Below are 21,960 nucleotides of genomic sequence, written 5' to 3' on the forward strand. Positions count from 1 at the left end.
ATCATGCGCCCACTCTTACTCGCCCTGCTATCCATGCCTGCTTTTGCCGCCGATCCGCTCGTTTTCGTCACATCCTTTGCTCCAGCCGGAAAGGGCGGCATTCACGCCTTCGGCTTCGATTCGGAAAAAGGCACTCTGAAGCCGCTGCACCGCACCACCGATGTGCAGAACCCATTTTTCATGGTCCTCTCCCCAGACAAAAAATCCCTCTACGCGATCGATGCGGAGAAATTCGGCGGAGAGGAGGATGAAAACGTCGCCGCGTATGCCATCACGGACCGCACGGGTGCCCTGCACCGGCTAAACCATCAATCTGCACGCGGCACGGCCTCATGCTACCTCGATGTCGATGCCAGCGGCAAATCCGTCCTCGTCGCCAACTACAACAGCGGCAGCGTGGCCGCCTTACCGGTGCAAAAAGACGGCTCGATTGGCGAAGCCACCTCCTTTCATCAGCACAGCGGCTCCAGCATTGATCCAGCACGACAAAAAGGCCCCAATGCGCACTGCATCGTCATCAGCCCGGATACCAGGTTCGCCCTCGCAGCGGATCTAGGCATCGACAAGATCATGATCTACTCGCTCGATGCCTCCACGGCAAAATTGGCCCCAAACTCAGTCCAATCCTTTGCCACACTCACTCCAGGGAGTGGCCCTCGGCACCTTACCTTTCACCCGAATGGAAAGCTCGTGTATGTCATCAACGAGCTCGCCAACACGATCACGGTTTTTGATTGGAATGCGGGGCAGGGGACCTTGCAGGAAAAGCAGACCATCTCAACCCTCCCCACTGACTTCAGTGGCAAAGCTACACTGCCGATCTGAAGATCACACCTGACGGAAAGCACCTCTACGGCACCAATCGCGGCCATGACAGCCTCGCCAGCTACCGCATCGCCGAGGACGGCACGCTCACGCTGCTACGTATCCAGCCCAGTGGCGGCAAAGGCCCGCAAAACCTCCTCATCACACCCGATGGCCGCTGGCTCCTCTGCGCCAACATGCCGGGGAATAACGTCGTCGTCTTCCAACTCGATACCTCCAGCGGCGCGATCACCCAGCAAGGCGATCCCGTCGAGGTCCCCATGGCCTCTTGCGTGCGCTGGATGGACTGAGGCCTGCCTCGAAGCTGACTGCAAGCATTTCAGTGAACCTTCGCGGGAAAACTGGGGGATTTTGTTCGTACCTGTCCCACCATGCTCACACCCACACGCCGACGCTTTTTTGAAGACTCGCTCATGGCCGCTGCGGCGGTCGCTTTGCCGAAAACTCTGCTGGGGGCCGATACGGCATCGGTTTCAGCTAACGAGAAGATCACTGCGGCGATCATCGGCTGTGGCATTCGTGGCAAAGCACATGCGAGGGAGCTGGCACGGCTCGCTGAGTGCGATGTGGCGTATGTTTGCGATCCCGATCTCGACCGGGCGGATGAGGTCGGCGCATTGCTGGTCGAATTGAAGCGGTCGATGCCGAAGAAGGTGCAGGATTTGCGCAAAGTGCTCGAAGACAAGGCGGTGGATGTCGTCTTCATCGCCACGCCGAACCACTGGCATGCGCTCGCCGCGATCTGGGCGATGCTGGCGGGCAAGGATGTCTATGTCGAGAAGCCCGTGAGCCAGAATGTCGAGGAAGGCCGCCGCATCGTGCAGGTGGCGCGGAAGCTGGGCCGCATCGCGCAAACAGGAACGCAGAACCGCTCGCGCGGTGCTTTGGCGGAGGCGGTGAAATTTATGCGCGAGGGTAAATTGGGCGAGGTGAAGCTGGCAAAGAGCATCATCTATAGTGGACGCGGCAGCATCGGCGGCCCGGCAGAGTGCGTGATGCCGCCGCGCTGCGATTACGACCTGTGGGCCGGCCCCGCGCCGATGACGAAGCTCACGCGGCCGAAGTTCCACTACGACTGGCATTGGTTTTGGGACACCGGCAACGGGGAGATCGGCAACAACAACGTCCACTCGCTGGACATCTGCCGCTGGGGCCTCGGTGTGACTGGCCTAGGCCGCAGCGTGCTGAGCTACGGTGGCCGCCTCGGCTACACGGATGTCGCCGAGACGCCCAATACGCAGGTCGGCATCTTCGACTTTGGCGACAAGACAATCGTCTCTGAAACTCGTGGCCACAAAACCGCGCCGTTTCATCCCACGATCAAATCCATGTGGTTCTTCTACGGCAGCGAGGGGATCATCGCCGACACCAGCCTCTTTGATCCGAAAGGCAACCTCGTCCGCGCCTTTGAAGGCAAATCGGAGAACCACTTCGCCAACTTCCTCCGCGCCGTCCGCAGCCGCAAGCACACCGACCTCGCCGCCGACATCGAGGAAGGCCATCAAAGCACCGCGCTCTGCCACATCGCAAACATCTCGTACCGGCTCGGATCGGAAACCTCCGTCAATGCTATCTCGAAGCGTCTCGGTGACATGAAGGCTCACGAAAATGTGCAGGACACGCTGGAGAGAACAAAACACTACCTCGCCGAAGCCGGAGTCGATCTGGACAAAACGCAGCTCAAACTCGGCCAGCATCTCCGCATCGACGGTGACAAGGAGGCATTTCTCGACGACGCTGCTGCCAATGCCCTCCTCACCCGCGAGTATCGCGCTCCCTTTGTGGTGCCGAAGCTGAGCGAAATCTGATTTCTCATGCAGCCTTCCGTAGTCCTCCAAAAAATCCGCTCTGAGCAGACCGTCATCACGGCGAAGTCGTGCTATACGGACCCTGAGCTGGTCGAAATGATCGCCTCCGCTGGCTTTGATGCCGTGTGGATCTGTCTGGAGCATAAGCGCGTGGATGCGGCGATGGTCTATGCATTGATCCAGGCCTGCCGCCTCGGTGGTGCCGATGCGCTGATCCGCATTCGGCCTTCAAACTACACCGAGGTGCTCCAACTCATCGAAGCCGGTGCCCGAGGCATCATGTTACCACGCGTGCGGCACCCCGATGAAGTGCGCGAGATCGTCCGTGCGATGAAATTCCCGCCGCTCGGTGCTCGTGGCTTTGATGGCATCCATGCGGAGGCTGATTTTGGCCGCATCCCGCCTGCGGAGTATCTGGCGAAGGCGAATAACGAGAACTTCCTCGCGGTGCAAATCGAGGAGCCGGAGGTGGTGCCGCACATCGACGAGATCGCGGCCACGCCGGGTGTGGATGTGCTCTTTGTCGGTCCTGCGGACCTGACGCTCGGGCTCGGAAAGTTCGGCAAGACCGACGATCCTGAGGTGCGGGCCATTTTGGAGCAAGTCGTCGCCGCCTGCGAACGCCACGGCAAGATCGCAGCCATTCCCTGTGCCCCGGAGCAAGTGAAAAGCTACCACGCGATGGGCTTTCGCTTCTTCAATGTGATCAGCGACTTCCGCTGCGTCTCCACCGGCATGAAAGCGGCTCGTGTGGCGGTGGAACTCTGACGCATCATGCCCGTGACCACTCACAACCTCGAAACCGACCTGCTCGTCGCTGGTGGTGGCATCGCGGGTGTGTGTTGTGCGCTCGCTGCGGCGAGGCTCGGTGCTCGTGTGGTGCTCTGCCAAGACCGCAGCGTGCTCGGGGGCAATGCGAGCAGCGAGGTGCGCATGCACATCGTCGGAGCCACGGGCCTGAGCGGTGGTGAGGAACTGCAAAATGAGCTGCGCGAGGGTGGTATCATTGAGGAGCTGCGGCTCGATCTCGCTGTGCAGAATCCCCAGCGCTCACCGGCGCTGATGGATTTGCTGCTTTACGATAAATGTCGCCGTGAGCCGAATATCGTCCTGCACCTCAACACAACGGTCGTTAGCGCCTTGGTCGAAGATGGCCTGATCCGCGAGGTGCGTGCTGAGAGGCCGTCCACGGAGGAGGCATTCATCCTTCGTGCGAAGACGTTTGTTGATTGCACTGGGGATGGTCGGCTGGGTATCGAGTCTGGTGCGCCTTTCATGCGCGGACGCGAGAGTAAGGCGCAGTTCAATGAGTCGCTCGCTCAGGATGAGGCGGATACGAAGACACTCGGCTCCTCGATCATGTTTCAGGCCCGCAAGCATGATCGCCCGATGCCTTTCGCCGCGCCGCCGTGGGCGAGACGCTTCTGCGCAGAGGATTTCAAGCTGCGACCCTATGGCCAGAGCGGCTTCGATCTCGGTCTCGAATACGGTTACTGGTGGATCGAGTGGGGTGGCTGTCTCGATACGCTGAAGGACAATGAGCGCATCCGCGATGAACTGCTCGCCATCACGCTCGGCGTGTGGGACTTCGTCAAGAATCACTCCGACATCGACGCATCGCATTGGGCACTGGAGTGGATCGGCTTCGTGCCGGGTAAGCGCGAGAGCCGCCGTTTCATCGGTCAGCACATCCTGTCCGAGAGCGATCTGCGCACATCGCGCACCTTTCCTGATGCCATCGCGTATGGCGGCTGGCCCATCGACACGCATCCGCCGGAGGGTGTCGATGCCCCGAACGAGCCGCCCTGCACACAGCATCATCTGCCCTATCTTTATGACATCCCGCTTCGATGCTGCGTCTCCACCGGACCGCGCAATCTGATGTTCGCAGGCCGCAACATATCCGCCACGCACATCGCCTTTGCTTCCACCCGTGTCATGGCCACCTGCGCCGTCATTGGCCAAGGTGTCGGCACTGCTGCGGCACTCTCACTGCGGCAAAAGGTGCTGCCTGCGGATATAGCCGCTGACGCAAAGCTGATTCATGCCATCCAGCAGCAACTCCTGCGTGATGATGGCTATTTGATCGGAGTCGCGAATGATGATCCACGGGACCTTGTGCGCCAAGCCGGGCTGATCACGGCTTCTTCCACACAATCCGGCAGCAGCCCCGAAAATGTCCGCAGTGGCCTCACGCGGACGGTCATGAAGCTGCCGAGTGATCGACTCTCTCCAGGCCTACATCGCTGGATGAGCTGCGAACTGCCCGCCACGCTCGAAATCCGCTGGGACACCCCCGTGCAGCTACGCGAGGTCATTTTGGTCTTCGACACGGGTTTGCACCGACTTCTCACTTTGTCGCAAGCGGATGGCTACACGCAAAAAATGCTCTGGGGACGTCCACAGCCTGAAACGGTGAGTGATTACGAATTGAGCATCGAGACGCCGGCTGGCTGGCAGGTCATCGAAAGCATCCGAGGCAATTATCAACGCCGTCGTCGTCATGTGCTCAGCCACGCAGAGCTTGTGACCGCGCTGCGGATCGTGGTTACGGCCACGAACGGCCTCCCCACGCACGCATCGTCGAAGTGCGTGCATATGAGCCAGTCGGCATGTCATGAAGAGGCCTTACCTTGGCCTCTCATTCACTTTTGCTTCTTCGCCTTCTTTTTTCCCTGGGCCGCACTGGGTTTCGCCTCACTCGCCCGGCGGATGACCTCTGCAGACTCTGGCACACGGCCTTGATCCTGTGTTTGCTCGATCCAGCCGTCTAGCACATCTCGCAGCCGCTCCAGTGTGGCGCGATGTTCTGGGGTGTTGGAGTTGACGAGGTTGTGTATCTGATGCGGGTCCGTCTCCAGATCGTAGAGTTCTTCCTCTGGCATGGTTGGGGCGGCTAGCGCGGCTTGCTCAGGCGTGAGCTTGTTTTGCGCGGCGAGTTCTTTGATGAGATTCCACACGGGATACTGCTTTTCCTTGTACTCATTGTGCTGCAAAAAGGGTCGGTCTGGCGTGAAGTTATGGATGTAGCGATAGCGTGCATCACGCACGCTGCGTAGGCGGAAAACAGTCATATCACAGCGATCCCTGGCACCAAAAACATACTCATGCGGAGCCTCTGCCTGTGCGCCCATAAAAACCTGCCCTTGCATGCCGACAGGCTTGGGCACGCCAGCCCAGGAAAGCGTCGTTGCGGTCAGGTCGATGCTCATGAGTAGCCGATCACTCACTTTGCCCGTCTCATAGCCCGATGGAGCAGGCAGGCCAGTCGGCCAGCTCAGGATAAAGGGCACCCACAGACCCTCTTCATAGACGAACTGCTTCGCACGCACATGGGCCGCGCCATTGTCGCCGACAAAGCAGACGACCGTATTCTCCAGTAGGCCATCACGCTTCAGCAGGGCCATGATTTTGCCGATTTTTGCATCCAGGGCACTGGCGGCGTCCAGATACTGCGCCCAGTCCTTACGAGTGATCTCGTGCTCGGGGTAATATGGCGGTACCTCCACCTTCGCGGGATCAGCGAGCGGCTCACCATGAAAGGTGCGGTGAGTCTCTTGGAAATTAATCTGTGCATAGAAAGGCTGGTGCGCCTTCAGATCATCCCACACTTCGGAATCAAACGCCTGCTTTGGCGCGGAAAAATTCCAGTCTGTCTTTCCGGTGCCTTTAAAACCAGCCTCCGCAGGGAGCTCACGCACGTTCGCTGTGAAGTAGCCCGCCTCGCGCATCCGATCACTGATCAGCCGCACACCTTGAGGCAGGGTATAGCCATCATCGCGATGACTGCGGTGATTATGCGCACCGATCGTGGTCTGAAACATGCCCGTATTGAAGGCACTACGGCTCGCCGAGCACACGGGTGCCGTGGTGTAGTAGCGCGTGAAGCGCATCCCTTTCCCCGCTAGAGCGTCTAGCACCGGCGTATGCACCTCACGCGTGCCATAACACCCCAAATGCGGCCCAAAATCCTCCGCGATGAGCCAGAGGATATTTGGACGCTTTTCCTGGGCAGACAAAGCGTGGATGGAAAAGAGCAACAGGAAGGCCAATAGACGGTTCATTGTCACCAGCATGACTGATTACTACCCCATGAGGCAAGCGAGGATTTGTCCTTCACTCACGATGGCTCCTGATGCTCCCCACTTCACCGCAGTTACGAGCAAACACACTCTCTCGGGCTAGAAGGACATCGGAGCGCGGTGTGTGCGGTTTGTGCCTCGAATCTAGGTTTTTCTGGCCTCAGGGCTTGTTTTTCAGCGGGGCTCCTCCATTCATGGCCCGCGCATGAGTGCCGACACTAGACCGAATGTTTCTAAAAACGCCGTTTCCTCCGGGAAGGCGTTGTTGGACCGGCTGATGGCGGCGGTGGAGAAACTGGGCGCAAAAAAAAGCCTCGGAAGCCCCGCGACGGCAAATACGATGCTGCCGGTGCTCATTGAGGTTTTTGCAGCTTTCAGCAAACTGGAGGGACAGATCGAGGAAGAGGATGTGGAGTCGAGCCTGGGCTATCTGCGCTACGATTATCCAGAGGCGATCTACGCGGACATGCGGCGTCTTTATTTTGAGGCGCTGCAGCAGCCCCAGGATCTCACGCAGCGGGCGAAGGAACTCTCACGCACTCTCACGCAAGAGCAGAAAATCCTGCTCGGCGTGCAGCTCTACCTGCTCATCTCACGCGGTCAGCAGAACCAGCGGCAGATGGTGGAGTTTTATCTCTTCATGACGAATCTGGGCATCGCTGCTCAGTCGATCGACATCGTTTATCAGCTCAATGCTGGCGATAAACCGCCGGAGGAAGGCTTTGATAGCAAAGGCGGGCAGCCACTGGAGACGCTACGCATCGCCTCTCAGCCGCCGAGTGATGTGCTGCTGCGTTCCTTGCCGAAGGAGCGCAGTGTGGTGGCCTTTCGCTTCCAAAACCTGGTGCTTTTGAAAAACACGGGCACGGCGGACATTTTGGTGCGCAGCCGTCGGCAGTCCCCAGGGGAGTTTTGCCGCCTCTATCCCGGTGAGCGTGTAGTGCTGGGGGATGTGACTCTGGATTACAATGATCTCGTCTCCTATTTCAATGCGAAGAAAACCCTCACGGGCTCGCAGATCTACCTGACGATCACGGAGGATGGCGATGCAGAGATCGCGCCGCAGCGCGGGCGTGGCACACACCTGAGGCTGAGTTTTGGACTTGGGGTGACGGTGGAGGCACTGCGCACGACACCCGCGACGCTCAATGGCACACTTTTGAGCAGTGGGACGAAGATCGAGGCCAGTATCGAGGATAAACTCATCGCGCATGGTGAGGTAGAGATCGCGCTGCGGGATCTGCGCACGCGTGCACAGGAGTATGGGGGCCAGTTCCGCCTAGAGGGCAGCCGCAATACGTATCTGGTATCGAATAAGCCAGAGCTGCTCGATGAAGGTGGAATCCTGCTGAGTGATGACACGGATGGCGAGATACTGCTGCGCATTGAGTGCAACTACTCGCAAAAAACGGGTGTGCTGGAGGTGCTGCGCTCCTCCCGCCCGATCTATGTCGGCCAGGTGCCTGTGCGTGACCGCTTCACACTGCATGATGGTGATACGATCACGCTGGGGGAGGGGCAGTATTTGCGCTGCCACTTCAGTGACCGTATTATTGAGGAGGAAAGAAACATCGTGCGCCAACTGGAGGTGCGTGAGCTGCAGCACCGGTTTGATTCACGAGACACGGCGCTGGACGGGATCAGCTTCCTAGCGCGGCGTGGGGAGATGATCTGCGTGATGGGGCCTAGTGGGTGCGGAAAGAGCACGCTGCTGCGTGTTTTGGGTGGTCAGCTCAAGCCACGCGGTGGTGAGGTGCTGATGAATGGCATGCCACTTTACAGCCATCTGGAGGACCTCACTCCGTACATCGCCTACATCCCACAGGAGGATGCTTTTGATCCCCTGCTGAAGGTGCAGGAGAATCTGGATTTCAGCGTGGCGGTGCGTTGCCCACATCTGAAAACAGAGGAGCGGCGCAAGCGTGTCGAGGCGAAACTGGCGGAACTAGGCCTGGCCGATATGCGCAAGCGCCTCGCAGGCACTCCGCAGCAAAAATTCCTCAGCGGAGGAGAAAGGAAGCGCCTCAATGCAGGCCTCGACATGATCGGCATCTCGGATGTGTATCTTTTCGACGAGCCTACCTCCGGCTTGTCCTCCAAAGACAGCGAGCATGTGCTGGAGATCATTCGGAACCTCGCCCGCAACAAAATCGTCATCATCTCCATCCATCAGCCCAGCATGCGATTGCTGAAGATGTTCGACAAAGCGGTGATGCTCGACCGAGGGGGCAAGATGGCCTATCACGGCACTCCACAGGGGATGCTGGAGTATTTCTGGCGTGTTTACCAGACGGAGACAGGGCACGGACTGGATGCAGCCGGGGCACCACCAGATAATTTAACCGCAGACTTTGTTTTCGATGTGCTGGAGACGCCGCTGCGAGACATCAGTGGCGACATCATTCATGAAAGAAGCCCAGATGGCCATCTAGTGGCATCTAGGCGCTTTCCGCCGAATTTTTGGCGCGACTCGTATCAGCGCCATCTCATCATGGAGAGCATGGCGAAGCAGCAAGCTGCGCCTGGAAGCACCAATCTCATCGCCCGGCCGCGTGATAAGACAGGCACGGCCACTGGCACACGGGGCCGCACCGCGCCGAAGCCGCCGAAACATACCTTCCGAGAGGAGGGCATCCTCTTCATCACGCTGCTCCAGCGTGCCTTCCTGGCAAAGCTGCGCAATCGCACGAATCTGCTCACCACCCTGCTGGAGGCTCCCCTCCTGGCATGGCTGATCTCCTCCGTGCTCAAGTACAGCGAGGAGGCTCACTATACCTTTGCCACGGCATTCCACATTCCGACGTATTTGTTCATGAGCCTCGTCGTGGCGATGTTTTTGGGACTCACCAATAGCGCCGATGAGATCATCCGTGATCGCCACACGCTCAATCGCGAGCGTAATCATAACCTGCGCACCTTTTACTACCTCAGTGGCAAGATCATCACACTGGCAGCCTTCGCCTTTATCCAATGCGTGATTTACCTCATGATTGGGAATTGGGTGCTGGAGATTCGTGACATGTTCCTCATCCATCTGTGGTGGATGTTTCTCACCGCGCTGACTGGGGGATGCCTGGGGCTTTTCATCAGCAGCATCGTCACGGACAGCCGCACCGCGGTGAATGCCATCCCGCTCATCTTGATCCCGCAGATCATCCTGGGAGGGGCGCTGATCAAATATGAGGAGATGAATAAAAATCTCGACCTCGTGTACTCGATGAGTCGCTGGATGAAAACGCCCGTCACCGAGGATGAAAATCCCAGTAAGCTCAAGGTGCCATTCATCTGCCAATTCATGCCGCTGCGCTGGAGCTATGAAGGCATGATCATCTCCCAATCCAAGCTCAATCCACTCACAAGAAACCAGGACTTCCTCGATGAGCGTATCCAGGCACTCCTGCCGCCGCGGGGCGTCGAAATGTCTGAGCAACAGCGCCATGAGCTTGATTTGACGAAGCAGAGCCTCGCGGTCGTCAGTGGCCTATATGCGGATAATCCGCGTGAGATCCGCAAGCGCCTAGGCTCGCTACATGATGCGGTCATCAGCGGCAGGTTGGAGACGGGCTTCCTAGAGTCCTTGCAGCAAAGCGGGGAAAAAGTCAGCGCGGAAGAAATTTACGTGAACCGTAAAGTGCTCGATCTCGTCACAAAGGCCGAGATGGAGCGCGAGGACTACCGGCGAAAATCCAGCCCAAACGTGTTCTTCGGCACTCAGAAGGTGTACTTTGACACGAAATTCAATACCTTGTGGATCAACAGCTTGGTCATTCTCTTCAATATCGGGCTGATCATCCTCGCGGTGCAGATCTCACTGCGCCGACAGCTCACTCGCGTCTGAGCAGGGCACCTCACCATGTCTGCTGGAGCCACCAAACTCGTCCTGAATCACGAAACCTACTCGGAGGTGCTGCAGGGCATCATCCCAGGAGCGAGGCGGATGCTATGGATCGTCACCGCCGACATCAAAGACCTGCATACCAGTGATGGCGGTAGCTTCGTGCCGCTCCTGAAGGTGCTCGCGGATAAGCTCGATGAGGGAGTCGAAATCCGCCTCATTCACGCCAAGGAGCCGGGGCCGCGCTTTCGCGAGGATTTCGACAAATACCCGCAGTTCCTCCAAAGTGACCGCTTTGAGCGACTTCTCTGCCCACGGATGCACATGAAGTGCATCATCGCGGATGGACGTGAGGCCTACATCGGCTCCGCAAACCTCACTGGTGCAGGATTGGGGGCCAAAAGTCAGCATAGACGGAATTTTGAAGCCGGAATCGTCACGGAGGATCGCCAGATGATCGCTGGCTTGATGGAGTTCCTCGATGCCTTTTACCTCGGTGATCACTGTCTCAAATGCCAGCGGCGTGATGTATGCCCTGATCCTATCGCATGACTCCCAAAGCACTCATCACAGGCGGTGCGGGGGATCTCGCGCAGCAAATCCGCATCGAGCTCCTTTCCGCCGGTTGGGAGGTGCTATCCCCAGGACGCGAGGAGCTGGATGTGAGTGATGCCTCCTCAGTGAAGGCCTATTTTGGTCAGATCGACCGACTGGACCTTCTCATCAACAATGCGGGACTCTTTATCGATAAACCCTTCGTTTCCATGAAGGAGGAAGATTTCACCCAAGTGCTCGATGTCTGCCTACGAGGGGCTTTTTTATGCTCGCAGGCAGCTATAAAGCTCATGTCTCAGCAGCGTGAGGGCCACATCATCCACATCGGCTCATTTTCCGCTCTCACTGGCCCGGTGGGGCAATCCAATTATGCAGCGGCCAAAGCCGGGATCATCGCCCTGAGTCAGAGCATCGCTCTAGAATATGGATCATGGAATGTGCGGTCGAATTGCGTCCTGCCCGGCTTCCTCGACACCAAAATGACGCGGCACCTGCTGTCTGATTCGGTATTTCGTGATCAACTGCTCGCCCGACATGCATTGGGCCGCATCAGCACAGTGGCAGATGCGGCCCGAATGATTGTTTTCCTACACAGCATGTCTCACGTGAGCGGCCAAGTCTTCCAGCTCGATAGCCGGATCAGCCCCTGGGAATGAGATCAGCGCAAGTGACGGCGGCGGCGAACGATGAGGACCAGGCCAACCGAGGCTAGCAGAACCGCGCCGGAAGGCTCAGGAACAGCACACACGCAGCCACCGATTTTGATGCCCGTATCGAAATCGAGACCTCTTGTGAACTCTGTTTTTGTTGTACCTCCGTCATTCGAATAGAAGAAACTCAAATTTTCGGTGGTGGTGATAGTTTCGTCTAGGGTGTAGGTTTTACTAGCCGAGTAAGCAACTTCATAATACTCTCCTTTGGTGCCAAAGCCGTAATACAGCCTTTCTCCTTTGCCACTGGCGACACTGATTTCGCTTTCCAAGGTCGAAGATAGATTCACACAGATCAAAGTCTTCAAACCGCAGAAATAGTAACCGGAGGGAGCGGTAGCTCCTGTGATGCTGGCTGTTCCTGCTGCCAAGAAGTCGCCAGGTTCAGTATCAAAGACGATGGCATCGAGACCGCTGTCCACTGACCACGGGATACCATTAGAATTAGCGTCTTGCCAGGCTATTTGGACCGAGAAATTGCCGCTCATAGAGCCCAGATTGGTTCCTTCCCAAGTCACATTTGAGAAATTGCCAGACATGGTTCCAAAGCCACTCCCTAAAAGAGGATTGCCCGGTGAGGAGGTTACGGAAAATTGATCAATCCAAAAATGTTATCAGCCGCTCGGGAAAGGCTCGATAAACTGAGGAATAATCCTAATGCTAATTTTGTGATGAGTTTCATTTTGCTGCTGTGCCGTTGCGGTGATTACTCTCAAGAACAATCATCCTTAGGCACACTCAATTTATCACAGTTTACATAATTATAAAATGATTTTTATGGAAATTTTATTCTCAATTATGATAATTAGCGGTGCGCACAGGGCAAAACACCTCACGAATCACCTTAGACAGGAAATGCCTGGAATTCCTCTTTCGTTTTATTTACCCCCTCTAAACTCCACTTCCCACACAAAAACCACCACCATGACGCCCGAAGAAGCCAAAGCCAAGCTCGACAACCAGGTTCGCGAAATCATCAACTGGCACTTCTCGCCGGAAACCGGCTGCCCGTTCTGGCTGGAGTGGGCGAAGAAGAATTTCGACCCGCGTGGTGTGGTGAACAGCTACGAGGACATCATCGCGAAGTTTGACCACTTCCAGGACGAGTATCTCCGCGACCTCCAGCCCGAGGTTTGGGTGCCAAAAGCCTTCGAAGGCAAGCCCTTCAACATTTTCGAAACCGGCGGCACCACCGGCATGCCCAAGCAGCGCATCGGCTGGAACGACTTCCGCGTCGATTACGAGGAATTCAGTCACAAGCTGGCCGACGAGCATTTCCCGAAGGGCAAAAGCTGGATCATGGTCGGCCCTACCGGTCCGCGTCGCCTGCGCCTCGCCGTGGAGCATTTGGCGAACTATCGTGGCAGCTCCTGCTACTTCGTCGATCTCGATCCTCGCTTCGTGAAGAAGGTCATTTCGAACAAGCAGTTCGATGTCGCCCGTCAATACATGGATCACGCCGTCGATCAGGCCGTGCTGCTGCTGAAGAATCGCCGCATCAGTGCCATCTTCACCACTCCGAAACTGCTCGAAGCTCTCGCTGAAAAAGTCGATCTCTATGGCGTCGGCATTCGCGGCTGCTTCGTCGGTGGCACCACCATGACGCCGCAGTATGTGCGTTTCATCGTGGAAGAAGTCCTCGAAGGCAAAATCGGCTTCTACCCGACCTACGGCAATACCTTGATGGGCCTGGCCGCCAGCGTGCCGCTCACGCCGGAGGACAATTTCTCCATTACCTACTACGCCCCGCAGCCACGTGCCGTGCTGCGCATCGTGAACCCGAACGCCACCAACGAAACCGTCGATTACGACGCTTGGGGCCGTGTCGAGCTCACCACGCTCACCAAAGAGTTCTTCATGCCGCGCTTTCTCGAACGCGACGAAGCCATGCGCCGCAAACCCCGCGCCCCCTACGCCTGGGACGGCGTCGCCGACGTCCGCCCCTTCGGCGCGATGGAGAAGACCATTGTTGAGGGCGTGTATTAACGCTAAACTCCTGCCATGCAGACTGAAACGCTGGCGCAAAAACTCGGCTTCGCGACACCTGTGTCGCGTCTCAGGGAAGTGGCGAAGCGTTTCGGTCTGGTGACGGAAAAAGACCTCATCGACGAGGCTGTGGCACGCGGCTGTTTTCATTACATGCAGCAGATTGGCCACCCGCCGATTCAGCGGGTTAGTGAGACGGAGTTTTCTAATGAAGAGCTGGCAATTGCTTTGCTCTCCGTTTCCAACAACTACGAGCCTTGGCTGATCCGCGTCGGAGCTATGCTGCTCAGTCATCCAGGCAATCAGACGGACAAGTTAAGTCAGTTAGCAAAACAGGAGCAAAGCGAGTCGGTTCTGCGTGAAATCGCATTGGCAGGTGATCGCTACGAACCGGAGACGGCTTTTTGGAAGGAGTTGCTTTCTCTGCTGCCTGAAACGCCGCCGCTCAAAAGTGGAGTGTTGCCCCATCACACGCGTTTTGTTTCCATGCCAGGTCTCATCGGCCCCAAAACTTACGGACTGACAAAATGGCTGCGTCCACAAAAACCTGCGGGTCTTGGTTATGCAGCCTGATCTCGACAATCCCACACGCATTTTGCTAGAACTGGATTCCCATCTGGATCATGCCGTGGAATTGACCTTGATCGGCAAGTCGGCCATCTGGCTCGGTTATGATGATCCACCGAGCGGCTACGGCGTGACGGCGGATGTTGACCTCGTCATTCCGGTAGAGCACTCCGAGGGCATGGACCACGATATAGCCTTCTGGCAGTCACTCCAAGGAGGCTAACGCTGCGCTTGAGCCCTTTGGACTGTATCTCTCGCATATTTTCGAGCAACACTCGGTTTTTCTCCGGGCGGACTGGTCATCTCATCGGGTGCGTCTCACCCGGCCCATCACCCAGCATCTCGCTTTGTTCCGGCCGGCCACATTGGACCTGATTTTGACCAAAATGATGCGCGGAGACGATCCGCAGCACATGGAGGAGATTCAGTGGATGATCCACAAAGATCACATTCCCAGATATGACATGACAGGTTGCCTGGATGCGGCGGTGATTCCAAACGATGACCCCATCTGGCAGGAACTCTTTCAGCAGGCAAAAACCACTGTTCTCGCCATGTCGTATGAATCCTGATTGCGCAGACGTTTAGCCCACTCCAAATCATAAAACCCAACTCAAATCAAAAATAGATGTCCATCCCCCATCTCCCCGCTCTCCGCAAAGGCCGCCCGTATGAGTCACTCGATAAAGTGCAGGTCAAAGACCACAAAACCGGCGAAGTCTGCGCCGAGGTCAGCCAGGTGAATGCCGGCATCGTGCGCAAGGACCTTGCGAAGATCGGCGAGGCTCGCAAGGCGCTGAAAAAGTTCACTGTGCAGCAGCTCATCGACATCACCGCGAAGGCGGGCGATCTTTTCCTCAATGGCACGCTGCCCCTCGGTGACAAAGGCCACACGCAGTCGCCGCAGGAATACATCGCCACGCTTTCCCGCACCAGCGGCCTGCCGCACATCATGGTGAAGCGGAACATGACGAAGATTCACTACGCCATGACGAACATGACCACGATCCTGAATGGATTGTCGCGTGGCCTCGATCTGAGCGTCATTGATCGCGGCTTTGGCACCCAGGCCGGCTGCCCGGTGGCCTATTTCCCCACCACGAACTCGCTCGGCCTCGTCATGCCGTCGAATTCACCCGCGGTGAACTCGCTCTGGCTGCCCTCCATCGCGTTAAAAATCCCCGTGGTGATCAAACCGGGCCGTGAGGAGCCTTGGACGCCGTTTCGCCTCATCCAGGCCTTCATCGCCGCTGGCGCACCTGCGGAGGCGTTTGGCTTTTACCCCACCGATCACGAGGGCAGTGGCGAGGTCGTCAAGCTCAGCGGACGCAATCTCGTTTTCGGCGACGTGAACATCGCCAAGATGTATGAAAACAACCCCGCGGTGCAGGTGCACGGCCCCGGCTGGAGCAAGATCATCATCGGCGAGGACAAGATCGAAAACTGGCGCGAATACCTCGATGTCATCGTCGGCTCCATCAGCGACAACGGCGGACGTTCCTGTATCAATGCCAGCGTCGTCATCGTGCCGAAATACGGCAAGGAAATCGCCACTGCCATCGCCGAGCGCCTTGGCCCCGTGAAGCCGCTGCCCTCCGATGATGAAAACGCCAAGCTTTCCGGCTTCGCGAACGTCAAAATGGCCGACTACATCGACAGCGCCATCGACGCCGACCTGCAAACACCCGGCGCCGAGGATGTCACCGCCCAGTTCCGCGATGGACCGCGCAAAACCGAGTTCCAAGGCGGCACCTTCCTGCGACCCACGATCATCTGGTGCTCCGACAACAAGCACCCGCTCGCCAACCGCGAATTCCTCTGCCCCTACGCCAGCGTGCTCGAAGTGCCGCAGGGCGAGGTGCTCGGCCGCATCGGCTACAGCCTCATCGTCACCGCCATCACGCAGGACGAGGCCTTCATCAATGACCTCCTCGAGTGCCCCACCATCGACCGCCTCAACATCGGACCGATCAGCACCATGAAGATCAGTTGGGACCAGCCGCACGAGGGCAACATGTTCGAGTTCCTCTACAAGCGCCGCTCGATTGATTGCGCGTGAGCCAATGTAGCACGGGCTTTCCTGCCCGTGTTCGCCTCCAATAGCTCCGTCATGTCCACCCTCATCCCCTTCGATCACCAGCCGCGCACGCGCCTTGTTTTTGGCAATGGCACGCTTTCACGCGTCGGTGAGCTGGTACGGGAATATGGCGGCTCACGGGTGCTGGTGGTGAGTGATCCCGGCATCGTGACGGCGGGTTACACGGAGCGTGCTTCGGGCTTTTTGAGGGAAGCGGGTCTGGCGGTCGAGATTTTTGGCCAGGTGCGGGAAAATCCGAGCACGGAGGATGTCGATGCTTGTGTGGCAGTGGCGCGGGAATTTGGCGCGGACTTCATCATCGGCCTCGGTGGTGGCAGCAGCATGGACACGGCGAAAGGCTGTAACTTCATCCTCACCAACGGCGGTCGCATCCACGACTACTGGGGCACCGGCAAGGCCACCAAGCCCATGCTGCCGATCATCGCCATCCCCACGACCGCAGGCACTGGCAGCGAGTGCCAGAGCTATGCGCTCATTTCCGATGCCGACACGCATGTCAAAATGGCCTGCGGCGATCCCAAAGCCGCCGCGAAGGCCGCCATCCTCGATCCTGAGCTCACCGTCTCCCAGCCACGTCGCGTGACCGTTTGCACCGGCATCGACGCCATCTCGCATGCGCTCGAAACGGCCGTCACGAAGAAACGCAATGCCCTCAGCATGCTTTACTCGCGCGAGGGCTTCCGACTTTGCCATGCGGGCTTCCCGCGTGTGCTACGGAACCCAAAAGACACCGAGGCACGCGGCATGATGCTCCTCGGCGCGGCTTACGCGGGCATCGCCATCGAAAACAGCATGCTCGGTGCCGCGCACTCGTGCGCGAATCCGCTCACCGCCCTCTTCCACGTCACGCACGGCGATGCCGTGGGCGTGATGCTGCCGCACGTCATCCGTTTCAATGCCGCGCAGCCCGAGATCGCCGCCATCTACGAATCCTACTTCGATGGCGACCTCGCCGACCGCGTGAGCGAACTGCTCTGGGAAGCCCAAATGCCTCGCACCATCACCGAGCACGGCGTGAAGCTCGAAAACCTTCGCGACCTCGCCGAAATGGCCGCAAAACAATGGACCGCCCAGTTCAATCCGCGCCTGCCGAGTGTAGAGGACTTTGTGGAGCTGTATCGCGCGGCGTTGGGATGATTTCTCACACCGCCCCGACTTGGCGCAGCCATTCCTCGAGGTTGTAGTAGTTCGTGATGCGGGCCACCAGGGTCCCATTCAGCTCAAAGAATGCCCCGACACGCAGGCGATAGCGCTGGCCCGTAGCGGGCGGCAGTCCGTCATCGGTGGAGAGGTATTGGCCTTCGATGAAAAACTCCGCTGCGCCGCGTGTGCCGCTTTCATCAGCAAAGACGACGAGATCGACGACCTGCTCGCGGTAGCAGCGGTCCATGCGCTGGAGGAAGGCCTCAAAGACCGCTTTCCCCACCTCACAGCCGCCTTGATTGATGTCGTGCGCCACATCATCTGCCAGGAGGCGGAGGAAGGCTTCACGGTCGCCAGAGTTGAAGGTGGCGTAGTAAGTGTGGATGAGCTGGAGGGCGTTTTCGCGTGGGCTGGTCATGGTCACACGAGCATGTGGAGATGCCGCAAAGCGTCAATGTAGAGCTAACGGACGCAGGCACTTGCATGAGATGTGCTGAGCACTGCCAAAGGGTGGCTATACAGGCCCCGGATAGGCGTCCATACGCTCCAAATCCATGCCCGCATTTTCTCACCCTACCTCGAACCGCAACACCACCTTGCCAAAGTCCAGCACCCGCGTGCCATCGGGCAGCGTGCTGCGGAATTCGGCAGGGATTTGGTAATACTTCGAGCGCTGATCCGCCTCCTCACCGGGATTCACACGGATCACCAGCCCGGCTTTCTTCAGTTGCTGGAGATGCCGTCCCATCATGTCTGGATGGCAGTCCAACCTCTTCGCAAGCACGATCACCGATGGGAAACTCCCATCCGCCAGCTCCCGCAGCACCGCATGGCGCATCGGGTCCGTGATCGCGCGGAGGACGACCAAAGCAGCGCCGACAATCCCAGATTGCACCTTCACCGAGTCTCCAAGGCCCAGAAACCAGAGCCCACCGTCTGCCATTCGCCCCCAAAAAGCTCCCATACCAGAGCCCAAAAGCAGGGTAATCGAGCCCCCCAGGCTCCGATGCCCGAGCTTCCACTCTGGTAATACCACCCCCAAACCCTCAATACCAGAGCCTCCAGCAGGGTAATTGCAGTTCCAAAGCACCGATGCCGGAGCCCAGAGCCGGGTAATCGGTGCTTTAGGGTGCCAAAGCCAGAGCCCAAGCTCTGGCATCGGAGCAAAAGTCTCGAAATGAAGACTTTTTGGCATAAATGGCTGCCCGGGCAAGACCGGGAAGCTGACTATTCATGCGCTGCCGAGCAGACTGCGAGCCCTCAGTCATACAGCCTCAAAAACGCCTCCAAATCCTCATCCGGCTGGCAGAGGATCACATCGAAGGGCAGCAGGTCTCCGTCCTTCAGGTAGCAGTTTCGCGGCAGGGCGTCGATGGCGAGCGTCTGGAAGGCGTAATTGAAGAACAGGCTGTGTTGGCCCGTGGGATCGACGATCCGCGTCCAACCGGACGCGATGAATTGCTGCTCGATCTCGCGATCCGTAGCCGGTTCACCATGATACTGCGGCTGGCTGATGGCGAAGGACACCTGCCCATCCGCCCACCGCACCACGGAGGTGAGCTTCACATCATCGCCAAACACGTCATTCGCCGCGATCCAGCGCTCCAGATACTCCATCGGCGTGGCATGGATGAACTCGATGGCCTTTCGCGTGCCCGGCTCGCCACGCAGGTTTGGCACTGCATGTGTCAGCACCTTCGGAATGAGGCCGAATTTGGGCGGGATGGTGATTTTGACCATACGGTCGATCTCCTCATCAAACTCGACGAGATGCTCGGTGCCGAGATGGGACTCCGAAGCGGCCTTGAAATGCTCCCAAGAGACGTCGGGAGTGCTTAAGAGCCCAAGTTCGCGACCGAGAGCACAAGCTTGTTCGGCTTGGTCTTTCGCGAGGCGGGCCCGGTCGTTCCCAGCACCTTCGAGGTGGTGGCCACAAAGGTCGCGTAGTCGGTCACGGAAGGCTTCAAGCGAATGGCCTTCGTGATGGGCTGCGGGCTGTTTTTTTTCGGATTCACGATGGGTGGAGTATGCAGGATGACAAAGTTGGCGTCAATACAGCGTTCCTGTGGGAATATGGGCAGCCAGCGAGTTCAGTTTTTTCCGTGGTTCCTCTCGTGCAAATGAATTCAGAAAGCTCCAGGCAATAGATTCAAGGGACTGGAACTCCCGATCAAATATAGATGAAGTTTTGACCTCCCCGTTACCTGCCAACTCCTTCACTTGTGAAGTAAGCGCCGTCCTCAGTGCTTCAAGATCAATAATCTCGCTAATATCACGAATCGACTTTTTGTCCTTCCAAGTCCAACAACAGGAAGCATCATCAGGAGTGCCTGAAAAGCCGCAGCCTGCTGCAAGGAAGTGAAGGGCCAAATCCGGTCTTTTGGTAACAATTTCCGTCACTCGCGCTCGCGTCTCACCTTCTTTTCGATTTCGCCAAATTAGGCAAACCATTTCCATGGTGGAGTTGGAGCTATCGGGTGGATATTCGATGAACTCCTTCAGAACCCTTTCTGCGAGCGCCTGCTCAACAAGTGCAGGTTCCCACTTGATTCCGCCGCTTGTCTTGGATCCTTTGCTTCTGCAATATTCGGGCAAATTGTCGAGGAATGCACATGACCAACCAAAATCCGTTGAGGCTCGGATCGCAATCAATGCTGCCGAGCTGACAGATTCCTCCGAGCCTAAGGTCAGGGTTGTTTCGGCAGCAATCTCCGCGCTTTGATTGCGGTAGGTCCCTGAAAATACGCCAGTTCGAGTGTTAGGAGTGTCTTTTGCTGCTTGAGCAAGGACTTGAATCAGTGGCAATTTTGATGTGAGTTGCAGGTCATTTACCATCAATCGCAATTTGCCAAGAAAAGCTGCGACATAGGGAGCGCCGAGGTGTGCACAAAGTGAGTTATGTGCTGGAGGAAGATTATCAGGTTGGAGAGAGCTTACCCAATCGCCAACGATGTTGTCACCGACATCATCTTCTTGAATTGCGCCTGAAAAATATCGCCAAAAGTAATCCTTCGAGCAAAGCCTACGATCTCTACTCCATTCATCGTGGTTCTCACCTTCGGCGTTTGGGATCAACTGCGGAAACCAGAGCTCAAGTCCGCTTTTCACTTCTTCATGCTCTCGGTCGGTTACTTCGCCGATAGAAGTAATAATCTCAGACCAAGCCTGGTTCTTATATTTTGATCTGCGCTCCTCGTTTGCGAAGAGAGCCTCGACAGCTGATTCCAAAGATTCACCACGCATCATCCTCGGCATGAGTTTTCTAATGGTTTCGTGAAGGGCGGGTCTGAGCAGCCTGATTGATTCTAGAAGCATTAAATCGACAGGATTGAGTTCGCCGACAGGCAACATTCCTAATGCAAATCGATAAGCATTCGCGAGCGATTTTGCTTTTCGTGGAGTCGTCACCATTGGCATGCACAGGTGATCAAATATTTTAGTGCATCTGGTTGCTTCGCCGCCTGTCAACCTATGACCTGATTGGGGTATCACTTCACAAAGCAGTTTGAAAGTGTAATCGCGAAGTTTGTAATCGGGAATAGATGGAAGCGAGAGCCTGACATTGATGATCTTTTCGAGGTAAGATCGACCGGTTTTCGAATCTCCATCAATTCGCTGCCCAATGATTTGGCTCACATGATCCTCATCCATGGCCAGCAGATAGGTCGTGTTTGGAAGATCGGCAGTGAGCTTGATCAAACGAAACAGTGTCAGAATCTCGCTGGCTTCCAACCGATCAATGTCATCAAGTAACACAATGATCCTCCACTTGGATTTCTCGAGATGCGCTCGCGCTTGAGCCCGAACTTCCTCGATTTGAGTGCGTAACTGGCCACTCAAAAACCCAAGCGCGCCAGTTGCCAAGGCACCACTCCCTGCGCTCTGAAGGTCAGCAAAGGCTCCAGCCATGCTTTTCAGTGCATCCATGTGTTTGGCCAAACCATTTTTGATCCCCTGCCATGCGGTTAGGACTTCAAGCTCCGGATCGATGGCCTTTACCAATGCGGAGAACAATTCAAATATCAGAACATCCTCACCGCTGAATCTCCAAGGATTAAACTCGGCAATCTTGCACTTCCCCAGAACAGCCAGTCTGTCTTTCACATAGCGCATGGCAGTGCTCTTCCCGCTACCCCACTCACCTATGATCGAAACGACCAATGGATCGCCAAGAGGCCTAGAAATCATCGTCTCAGCAACCCGGTCAGCAAACGGGCGGCGGCCAAAGAGATCGATCTCTGCTGGAAGGTCGGGATCGTAGTGAGACATGAGCGATTCGAGTTATTTTTGTTTCAGGAACCATGAATGGTTCGTCGCTGAAGTCTGCATCCGTTTCTGTGGAAAGTAAAAA

The 21,960-nt window shown here is 57.0% G+C and carries 18 protein-coding genes and 2 pseudogenes; 13 read left to right on the top strand and 7 right to left on the bottom strand.

Annotated elements, in window-relative coordinates; translation table 11 throughout:
* The first annotated feature begins 3 nt into the window (after nt 1-3).
* The 4 genes and pseudogenes from IPK32_09135 (at nt 4) to IPK32_09150 (ending at nt 5,254) form a co-directional block, all read left to right on the top strand.
* Nucleotides 4-1,115: pseudogene (locus IPK32_09135) on the top strand (lactonase family protein).
* A gap of 81 nt (nt 1,116-1,196) precedes the next feature.
* Nucleotides 1,197-2,633, top strand: coding sequence for a Gfo/Idh/MocA family oxidoreductase (locus IPK32_09140; GenBank protein ID MBK8092126.1), 1,437 nt, complete (start codon nt 1,197-1,199; stop codon nt 2,631-2,633).
* Nucleotides 2,634-2,639: 6 nt separating this feature from the next.
* On the top strand, nt 2,640-3,401 hold the full coding sequence (locus IPK32_09145; protein MBK8092127.1) for a hypothetical protein: 762 nt from the start codon (nt 2,640-2,642) through the stop codon (nt 3,399-3,401).
* Nucleotides 3,402-3,407: 6 nt separating this feature from the next.
* Nucleotides 3,408-5,254 (top strand): annotated as a pseudogene (locus IPK32_09150) (FAD-dependent oxidoreductase).
* A 24-nt stretch (nt 5,255-5,278) separates the two neighbouring features.
* Here the strand turns inward: IPK32_09150 and IPK32_09155 are convergent.
* Nucleotides 5,279-6,709, bottom strand: coding sequence for a sulfatase (locus IPK32_09155; GenBank protein ID MBK8092128.1), 1,431 nt, complete (start codon nt 6,707-6,709; stop codon nt 5,279-5,281).
* Between the two features lie 211 nt (nt 6,710-6,920).
* Between IPK32_09155 and IPK32_09160 the strand changes: the two genes are divergently transcribed.
* From IPK32_09160 to IPK32_09170, 3 genes are read left to right on the top strand one after another with little or no spacing between them, the layout of a single operon-like run.
* Nucleotides 6,921-10,553, top strand: a complete 3,633-nt coding sequence (locus IPK32_09160) for an ATP-binding cassette domain-containing protein (protein ID MBK8092129.1) — start codon at nt 6,921-6,923, stop codon at nt 10,551-10,553.
* A gap of 15 nt (nt 10,554-10,568) precedes the next feature.
* Nucleotides 10,569-11,102: a phosphatidylserine synthase gene (locus IPK32_09165; GenBank protein ID MBK8092130.1), complete on the top strand. Its 534-nt coding sequence runs from the start codon at nt 10,569-10,571 to the stop codon at nt 11,100-11,102.
* Complete coding sequence (locus IPK32_09170; GenBank protein MBK8092131.1) at nt 11,099-11,761, top strand: SDR family oxidoreductase; 663 nt, start codon at nt 11,099-11,101, stop codon at nt 11,759-11,761. The genes IPK32_09165 and IPK32_09170 overlap by 4 nt, the downstream gene beginning before the upstream one ends.
* Nucleotides 11,762-11,763: 2 nt before the next feature.
* On the opposite strand, the gene IPK32_09175 is transcribed toward IPK32_09170, so the two are convergent.
* A complete protein-coding gene (locus IPK32_09175) occupies nt 11,764-12,354 on the bottom strand; it encodes a PEP-CTERM sorting domain-containing protein (GenBank protein ID MBK8092132.1) in 591 nt (196 codons plus the stop codon).
* 385 nt (nt 12,355-12,739) lie between these two features.
* On the opposite strand from IPK32_09175, the gene IPK32_09180 reads away from it, so the two are divergent.
* From IPK32_09180 to IPK32_09205, 6 genes are all read left to right on the top strand, one after another.
* On the top strand, nt 12,740-13,801 hold the full coding sequence (locus tag IPK32_09180; protein MBK8092133.1) for a hypothetical protein: 1,062 nt from the start codon (nt 12,740-12,742) through the stop codon (nt 13,799-13,801).
* Nucleotides 13,802-13,816: 15 nt separating this feature from the next.
* Entirely contained in the window at nt 13,817-14,374 is a 558-nt protein-coding gene (locus IPK32_09185) for a hypothetical protein (protein MBK8092134.1), read from the top strand.
* Nucleotides 14,364-14,591, top strand: a complete 228-nt coding sequence (locus IPK32_09190; protein MBK8092135.1) for a hypothetical protein — start codon at nt 14,364-14,366, stop codon at nt 14,589-14,591. Before IPK32_09185 ends, IPK32_09190 begins: the two co-directional genes overlap by 11 nt.
* 163 nt (nt 14,592-14,754) lie before the next feature.
* The gene (locus IPK32_09195; protein MBK8092136.1) at nt 14,755-14,940 is read left to right on the top strand and encodes a hypothetical protein; all 186 of its coding nucleotides are present in this window, start codon (nt 14,755-14,757) and stop codon (nt 14,938-14,940) included.
* Nucleotides 14,941-14,996: 56 nt separating this feature from the next.
* Nucleotides 14,997-16,427, top strand: a complete 1,431-nt coding sequence (locus tag IPK32_09200; protein ID MBK8092137.1) for an aldehyde dehydrogenase — start codon at nt 14,997-14,999, stop codon at nt 16,425-16,427.
* A gap of 51 nt (nt 16,428-16,478) precedes the next feature.
* Nucleotides 16,479-17,603, top strand: a complete 1,125-nt coding sequence (locus IPK32_09205; GenBank protein MBK8092138.1) for an iron-containing alcohol dehydrogenase — start codon at nt 16,479-16,481, stop codon at nt 17,601-17,603.
* Nucleotides 17,604-17,607: 4 nt separating this feature from the next.
* On the opposite strand, the gene IPK32_09210 is transcribed toward IPK32_09205, so the two are convergent.
* The 5 genes from IPK32_09210 to IPK32_09230 form a co-directional block, all read right to left on the bottom strand.
* Nucleotides 17,608-18,027 carry a nuclear transport factor 2 family protein gene (locus IPK32_09210; protein MBK8092139.1) on the bottom strand — a complete coding sequence of 140 codons (420 nt, stop codon included), beginning with the start codon at nt 18,025-18,027 and terminating at the stop codon, nt 17,608-17,610.
* A gap of 150 nt (nt 18,028-18,177) precedes the next feature.
* On the bottom strand, nt 18,178-18,504 hold the full coding sequence (locus IPK32_09215) for a helix-turn-helix transcriptional regulator (protein ID MBK8092140.1): 327 nt from the start codon (nt 18,502-18,504) through the stop codon (nt 18,178-18,180).
* A gap of 365 nt (nt 18,505-18,869) precedes the next feature.
* Entirely contained in the window at nt 18,870-19,349 is a 480-nt protein-coding gene (locus IPK32_09220) for a hypothetical protein (GenBank protein MBK8092141.1), read from the bottom strand.
* A 95-nt stretch (nt 19,350-19,444) separates the two neighbouring features.
* Nucleotides 19,445-19,624 (bottom strand): hypothetical protein, encoded by a 180-nt coding sequence (locus tag IPK32_09225; GenBank protein ID MBK8092142.1) that lies wholly within the window; start codon nt 19,622-19,624, stop codon nt 19,445-19,447.
* A gap of 34 nt (nt 19,625-19,658) precedes the next feature.
* Complete coding sequence (locus IPK32_09230) at nt 19,659-21,878, bottom strand: hypothetical protein (GenBank protein MBK8092143.1); 2,220 nt, start codon at nt 21,876-21,878, stop codon at nt 19,659-19,661.
* Nucleotides 21,879-21,960 lie beyond the last annotated feature (82 nt).

This window comes from Verrucomicrobiaceae bacterium (assembly GCA_016713035.1).
Classification (GTDB): domain Bacteria; phylum Verrucomicrobiota; class Verrucomicrobiia; order Verrucomicrobiales; family Verrucomicrobiaceae; genus Prosthecobacter.